General features: G+C 75.7%; 7 protein-coding genes. All 7 read right to left on the bottom strand.

From position 1 onward, the window contains the following. Positions 1-113: 113 nt before the first annotated feature. From ACFV9Q_RS06495 to ACFV9Q_RS06465, 7 genes are read right to left on the bottom strand one after another with little or no spacing between them, the layout of a single operon-like run. Entirely contained in the window at positions 114-626 is a 513-nt protein-coding gene (locus ACFV9Q_RS06495; RefSeq protein ID WP_377231338.1) for a Dps family protein, read from the bottom strand. A 51-nt stretch (positions 627-677) separates the two neighbouring features. Further along, positions 678-1,295 (bottom strand): hypothetical protein, encoded by a 618-nt coding sequence (locus ACFV9Q_RS06490; RefSeq protein WP_377233689.1) that lies wholly within the window; start codon positions 1,293-1,295, stop codon positions 678-680. Continuing rightward, on the bottom strand, positions 1,292-2,752 hold the full coding sequence (locus ACFV9Q_RS06485; protein ID WP_377233688.1) for a DUF58 domain-containing protein: 1,461 nt from the start codon (positions 2,750-2,752) through the stop codon (positions 1,292-1,294). Before ACFV9Q_RS06485 ends, ACFV9Q_RS06490 begins: the two co-directional genes overlap by 4 nt. Next, positions 2,749-3,771 (bottom strand): AAA family ATPase, encoded by a 1,023-nt coding sequence (locus tag ACFV9Q_RS06480; RefSeq protein WP_377233848.1) that lies wholly within the window; start codon positions 3,769-3,771, stop codon positions 2,749-2,751. The genes ACFV9Q_RS06485 and ACFV9Q_RS06480 overlap by 4 nt, the downstream gene beginning before the upstream one ends. Position 3,772: 1 nt before the next feature. Then, positions 3,773-4,306, bottom strand: coding sequence for a hypothetical protein (locus ACFV9Q_RS06475; protein ID WP_377233687.1), 534 nt, complete (start codon positions 4,304-4,306; stop codon positions 3,773-3,775). Further along, positions 4,303-5,157: a DUF4129 domain-containing protein gene (locus ACFV9Q_RS06470; protein WP_377233686.1), complete on the bottom strand. Its 855-nt coding sequence runs from the start codon at positions 5,155-5,157 to the stop codon at positions 4,303-4,305. The genes ACFV9Q_RS06475 and ACFV9Q_RS06470 overlap by 4 nt, the downstream gene beginning before the upstream one ends. Further along, positions 5,154-6,335, bottom strand: a complete 1,182-nt coding sequence (locus ACFV9Q_RS06465; protein ID WP_377233685.1) for a DUF3866 family protein — start codon at positions 6,333-6,335, stop codon at positions 5,154-5,156. The genes ACFV9Q_RS06470 and ACFV9Q_RS06465 overlap by 4 nt, the downstream gene beginning before the upstream one ends. Positions 6,336-6,346 lie beyond the last annotated feature (11 nt).

Here is a 6,346-nt window from a genome sequence, read left to right as displayed (position 1 = left end):
GGGGAAGTCCGAGCCCGGAGGTTTTTTCGTGGGCCACCCGTGCGGAATGGGCAAGACGCCCGGGCCACGGGGGTACCTGGGTCTTTTGCCACGTTCGGCGGCGGGAGCTGAGCTCAGGACTCCGTGAGCGCGCCCGACGTCGACTCCAGGTGGGCGCGGACGAACCAGTGGAACTGCTCGAGGTCGTGCAGGTGCCCGATGAGCAGGTCGTTGGTGACGTCGTCGAGCTTGGCCGTGGCGTCCGCGGCGTTGCGGTGCGCGGTGATGACGCCGGCGTACACGTCGTCGAGGGCCGCGAGGTGCTGGATGGCGGGTGCGCGGCCGAGGGCGTAGTCGTCCCAGGTGCGGGAGGCGACGAGCGCCCCGGGGGTGCCCACGGGCACGACGCCGAGGGTGGCGATGCGTTCGGCGATCTGGTCGACCATGGCGCGGACGGCGTCGACCTGCGGGTCGAGCATCTCGTGGACGCCGATGAAGTGCGGCCCCACAACGTTCCAGTGCACGTGCTTGAGGGTGAGGTGCAGGTCGTTCAGCGCGTGCAGCCGCTGCTGGAGGATCTCGGCGACCTCCGCCCCCTGCTCGGGTGTGAGGGACGGGACGGTGTAGCGGGGCAGCTTCGGGGACATCGGTGGTCCTCCTGTTCCGGCCGGCGGTGGGACGCGTCCATCGTCACGCGGTCAGCGGTGAGTCGCCAGCGCGACGAACGCGATCCCGGCCACGCCGACGGCGGCGAGCAGGACGGCCCCCGGCAGCGTGGCCCCGGAGACGAGCATCGCGAGCGCCGCGAGGAGGGCGGTGCCGCCCAGGACGACGAGGTCGCGCCGCCAGCCGGTGAGCAGGGCGGCGATCTCGGCGCGGCCGCGGAGGGGGACGTGCGCGGCCCACCAGGTGAGGCGGGCGACGAGGTAGCCCAGGAGTGCGACGAGGAGGGACCACGGGTCGAACGACAGGCCTGCGGCTGGGCCAGAGGACAGGCCCCAGAAGAGCAGGGCGGCCAGGACGAGCGCCCCGGCGGCTGTCGCGGGGGTGGGGCGTACCACCAGGAGGATCGTGAAGAGGGCGGCCAGGCTCCAGACGATCCCGGAGGACAGGTCGGGGGTGCGGGAGGCGGCGGTGAGGAACAGGGCGGGGACGAGGACGACGAGGGCGAGGCGGAGGGTCCAGCCGCGCAGGGTGGGTCCGGTCTCGATGGTGATCTCGGGCAGGGGGCGCGCGGTGGGGTCGCTGGTCAGGCGCAGGCGGGTGCGGGCCGAACGCAGGAGGTGGGACCAGTCGGCGGGTCGGGTGGGGTTCATGGGGTGCCCGTCCGTCCGGGGACGTGTCGTTCGGCGGCGCGGGCGAGGGCCTCGAACCTGATGGCGGCCCGGTCGCGTTCGGAGCCGGCCCAGCGGACGACGGGTACGCCCTCCCCGGTGAGGGCGGCGAGCCGGTCCTCGCGTTCCAGGCGGGCGATGCGCCAGGCGATGCGGAGGTGGCTCTCGGTGACGGGGTGGACGTCGGGCAGGGTGTCGATGACGACGACGGGGTGGCCCTTGGTGCGCCAGGTCCGCACGAGGTGCAGGGGCTCGTCGTCGAGCACCGTGGTGAAGAGGTAGACGATGGCGTCGGCGGGGACCTGGGGCGGGCGGACCCGGTGGCCGGCGGCCCGGTCTTTGGGGTGCGCGAGGGCGAGGCCGTGCACGATGCGGCGCAGGTGACGGCGGCCGGACGCGGGCGGCAGGGGCCGGCGGCGTCGGGCGAGGTCCTCCAGGCCGACGCGGTCGCCGCCCTCGACCAGCGCGCGCGCTACGGAGGCGGCGGCGTGCCGGGCGAGGTCGAGGGAGGTGGGTTCGTCGACGCGGAGGGTGCCGTAGCCGCGCCAGGTGTGCAGGTCGGGTCCGACGTCGTCGCGGGAGTCGACGACGAGCACCGCGGTGGCCTCGGCCGTGGCGTAGGTGCGGCGCACGTAGAGGGTGTCGAGGTCGGGCGAGCGGCGGGCGGTGGTGCGCCAGTCGATGCGGCGCAGGCGGTCGCCCGGGGTGAAGGGGTGGATGTCGCGCAGCTCGGCGCCGTCGCCCAGCCGGCGCGAGGAGTGGGGGCCGGTGAGGCCGCGCAGCCGCTGCGGCAGGGGCAGCCTGCCGAGGGGCGCCGCGGCGGGCAGGACGAGGCGGCGGGTGCCGCCCACCTGCACGGGCTCCTGCTCCCAGGTCGCATGCAGCGAGCCGCGCAGGTCGATCGCGAAGGTGTCCTGCGGCCCGGTACGGACGGACGACAGGCGCAGCGGGACGTCGCGGGCCGTCGTCTCGTGCGGGGTCTCGTGCGGTGCCTCGTGAGATGTCGGGTGCTCTGTCGAATGCTGTGTCGCGCGCAGGGCCACCTCGGTGGTGCGGTGCCCGGCGGCGCCGATGCGCAGGTGGACGACGTCGGCGGCGCCGGGGGCGATGCGGAGCGTGGCGGTGAGCTCGCCGGCGGTGGCCGAGCCTTCGGGCTCCCGGAGGGTGCCGCGCGGCTCTGCGGCTTTGTCGTCCGGGCGCCTCGACCGGGCCCAGGCCGCGGCGAGCAGGCCGGGCACGCCGATCAGGGCCAGGTCGGCTCGCCCGGCGAGCACGCCCAGGGCGAGCAGGACGACGCCGGCCACGACGGCGGCGGTGTACACGGAGGTGAGTTGCCAGCCCTGGGCGCCGTCGGACTGCGCAGTGCCGGACCGGGCGCCGCCGGACCGGGCGCCCCGGGAGGATCGACCCTCGGAGCCGATGACGCCGCCGAAACTCATCGCGACCGGACCGTGGCAGGGGTCGGCACGGCCCGCAGGAGGTCGGACACGACGGTCTCGGGGCGGGTCGCGGAGGCCCACGCGGTCGGGGTCAGGGTGATGCGGTGCGCGAGCACGGGCACGGCGACGCGCTTGACGTCCTCGGGCAGCACGTAGTCGCGACCGTCCAGGACGGCGACGGCACGGGCCAGGAGCACGAGGTTCTGCGAACCGCGGGGCGAGGCGCCGACCTCCAGGGCGGTGTGCCCGCGGGTCGACGCGGCCAGGTCGACGCAGTAGCGCACGACGTCGGGGTCCACGGCCACGGCTTCGGTGCCGGCCTGCATGGCGAGCACCGTCGCGGGATCGACGACCTGGCGCACGGGCGCGGCCTCCTGTCGGCGGGCGAGCCGGCGGGTCAGCACCTCGGCCTCCTGGTCGGCGTCCGGGTAGCCGACGGCGAGGCGGACCATGAACCGGTCGAGCTGCGCCTCGGGCAGCGGGTAGGTGCCCTCGTACTCCACGGGGTTGGACGTCGCCAGCACGTGGAACGGGCGGGGCAGCGGCCGGCTGGTGCCCTCGATGGAGACCTGGCGCTCCGCCATCGCCTCCAGCAGCGCCGACTGGGTCTTCGGGGCGGTGCGGTTGATCTCGTCGGCGAGGAACAGGCCGGTGAACACCGGGCCGGGCCGGAACTCGAACGTGCGGGTGGCCGGGTCGAACACGGACGAGCCGGTGATGTCGGCCGGCAGGAGGTCCGGGGTGCACTGCAGACGCGCGAAGTCGAGACCCAGCGCGGCGGCCAGGGACCGGGCCGCGAGGGTCTTGCCCAGCCCGGGCACGTCCTCGAACAGCACGTGCCCGCCCGCGAGGATGGTCGCCAGCGCGATCTGGAGCGCGTCCCGCATGCCGACGACGGCGGTGCCGACCTCGGCGAGGACCCGCTCCCCGAGCGCGGCGACGTCGGCGACGGGCAGGGGGCTCGCGGTGCTTGTGCTGCTCGCGCTCGTGCTGGCACCGGCGTCCGGGGCTTCGTTCAGGTCAGGCACGGTTCTCCTCGGGGGTGTGGACGGGCGCGGTGGCGGCCGGGCGTTCGGCGGGGGCCGCGCCCAGGCGTTCGATCGCGTCGAGCCAGGACTGCAGGGTCCGGGCCGTCGGCGCGTGGCGGGACGAGAGGCCGCGCACCACGCGCGCGCCGAGCAGCCGCTCGACGTCCTCCGTCGCGGCGGGGTCGGAGGGGTCGACGCCGTGGGCGCGGACCCGGTCGGCGGCGAGCGCCCGGACGCGGCGGACGACGCGTTCGGTGACGCGTCCGTCGCGGGTGAAGGTGGACCAGCTCAGGTCGGAGACGTCGTGCCGTCCGCCGGCGCGGGCCTCGGTGACGACGTGGGGCCACTCGGGGTCGGGGTCGGCGTCCTCGGTCCTGGACCACAGGGCGGCCAGGGCGACGACGACGGCCACGGCCGCGGCGGCGTGCCAGGGGTCGATGATCTGCCAGAAGGCGAGCCCGGCGGCGGCGACGACGGCGGTGACCGTGATCGCGGTGAGGCGCTGCCAGTTCCAGTGCCGCTTCATCGGGGCCTGGGCTCCTCTCCGGGGCCGGGTCGCGCCGGCCCGGTCTCGTCGGTGCTGGGCTGGTCGACGTCGGGCTGGTCGACGTCGAGCGTGCGCGCGATGTCCGCGAGCGCCGTGCGGGCCTGGGCGACGGTGGTGGTGTCGATGGGGCGGTCGGTGAAGCGGGCGCGCTGGTAGAGGGTGCGCAGGCGGGTGACGGCGTCGGGTGGGGCGGGGGTGGCGGCCAGGACGGTGCTGGTGAACTCGGTGGGGGTCTGGGCGGGGTCGCGGCTGGCGCCGGCGCGTTCTGCTGCTTCTTCGAGGGCTACCCAGGCGGCGACGACGGCGTCGCGGGGTCGGGCGTGTCCTTCGAGGTGTCTCAGGGCGCGGGTGACGGCGTCCTGCAGCTCGGGGAGGTCGATGTCGTCGCCGAGGGTGTCGGTGGTGGTGCCGGCGGCGAGGTTGTCGGGGTCGAGGTCGGTGGGTTCGCGGCGGATGGACAGGAGCTTGCGGACGGCGAGGGTGAGCAGGACGGCGATCAGCAGGCCGACGAGGGTGACGAGGACCAGGACGACCCAGCGGTTGTCGGCGGGGTCGGGTTGCTGGGCGGGTGGTGCTTCGGGGGTGCCGGAGGGGGCGGGCTGGGACTGCGGGGCCTGGGAGATCTCGACGGTGGGCAGGCGGGGTGTGCTGAAGGTCCAGGGGGTGGCGGTGGCGGCGCCGAGCACGGCGACGACGACGAGCGTGCAGATCAGGGCGAGGCGTGCTCGGGGTGCTGTGCGTGGTGTCGGCTGTGGCATCCGGCGCTGGCTCCCGTGCTGGTCCTGCTGCTGGCTCTGGTGCTGGTTCTCGTGCCTGTTCCGGTCCGTCATCCGGTGGTGAGCCGGTGGGCGTGGACGCCGGCGACGGCGGCCGCGACGAAGGAGGCGGGGTCGGCGTCGAGGCCGCGGCCCATGGTGCGCAGCCCGGCGGGGGAGGTGCGCAGGGTGTCGAGGAGGGTGGTGTCGGCGGGGACGTCGACGAGGGTGTGCGGGGTGGTGTCGGCCAGGGTGCGGGCCTGGTCGTGGACGCGGCCGGTCAGGGGTGCGCCCCAGGCGGGCAGGTTCTCGACGTCGGCGGTGGGGACGGGTACGGGGACGTCGGCGGGGGCGAGGGCGACGCGGCCGTAGGCGGTCAGGGAGTGGTGGGAGATGCCGAGGTGGCGGTCGCGGGGGTCGGCGCCGGAGACGCGCAGGGAGGCGACGGGGCGGCCGGCGAGGGTGGCGGTGGCGTTGACGGCCTCGCCGGCGGCGACGCCGGAGTAGCCCCAGCGGGTGCCGGTGCCGAGGTTGCCGGGTCCCTGGGTGACGACGGCGACGTCGCACCCGGCGACGTGCCGCGCGGCCAGGAGGCCGGTGTGCACGGTGACGGCCTCGAGGTCGCCGCCGTAGGCCTGGCCGACGGTGACGCAGGTGGTCAGCCAGTCGGTCTCGCGCAGGGCGGCGACGGTGCGGGAGAACGCGGCGGGCAGGGCGCCGCCGTCGGTCATGACGTAGGCGACCCGCAGGTCGCCGGGCGCGCGTCCGGCGGCGGTGGCGGCGTGGCGCAGCCCGGCGACGACGGCGGGCAGCGCGGAGTGCAGGTCGGCGACGACGACGGGCATGCCGTCGAGGCTGTCGGCGTCGGCCAGGGTGGTGTGGTGGGGCGACTCCTGCTCGTCGACGCCGAGCACCATGGTCTGCAGGGGCGTGTACCGGGCCTTGACGAGGTGGCCGGGCCCGACGACGGGGTCGGGCGGCAGCCTGGTGCCGGGCGCGGCCGGGCCGACGACGAGGGCGTACCCGCCGGTGCCGAGGCCGCGGGCCAGCGCGGACACGTTCAGCAGCAGCGCGTCGCCGACGGCGGGCTCGCCCACGAGGTCGGTGTAGGCCAGGGCGCGGACCGTCAGCGGTCCGGACGCGGCCTCGCCCGCCCGGCCGGGCAGGGGCCGGTCGAGCGTCACCTGGAGCTCGAGGGCTCCTCGCCACGACTTGCCTGTGGAAATCACGGTCCCGATCCGCCACGTCATCACACGGTGGAGGT

The sequence above is a fragment of the Promicromonospora sp. NPDC059942 genome (genome assembly GCF_042731755.1).
Taxonomy (GTDB): Bacteria; Actinomycetota; Actinomycetes; order Actinomycetales; family Cellulomonadaceae; genus Promicromonospora.
This window is presented reverse-complemented; position numbering and strand designations above follow the sequence as displayed.